At 60.5% G+C, this 332-nt stretch carries 1 protein-coding gene; it reads right to left on the reverse strand.

Translation table 11 applies throughout. From position 1 onward, the window contains the following. The coding region (gene yidC / locus SB822_RS55755; protein ID WP_410858932.1) for a membrane protein insertase YidC at nt 1-332 on the reverse strand (332 nt) is incomplete at both ends.

Raw genomic sequence — 332 nt, forward strand, 5'->3', positions numbered from 1 at the left:
GAACACCGGAATCTGGATCACGACCGGCAGACAGCCGCCGAACGGATTCACCTTCTCGGTCTTGTACAGTTCCATGAGCGCGGCGTTCATCTTCTGCGGATCGCCCTTGAAGCGTTCGCGCAGCGCCTGCATGCGCGGCGTGATCGCCTTCATGCGCGCCATCGACTTGTAGCTCGCGGCCGACAGCGGGAAAAACACCGCCTTGATCAGCAGCGTGAGCAACACGATTGCCCAGCCCCAGTTGCCGACATAGCTGTGGATCTTTTCGAGCAGCCAGAACAGCGGCTTCGCGATGATCGTCACCCAGCCGTAGTCCTTCACCAGTTCGAGGC

It is taken from the genome of Paraburkholderia sp. SIMBA_054, assembly GCF_046534875.1.
GTDB lineage: Bacteria > Pseudomonadota > Gammaproteobacteria > Burkholderiales > Burkholderiaceae > Paraburkholderia > Paraburkholderia hospita.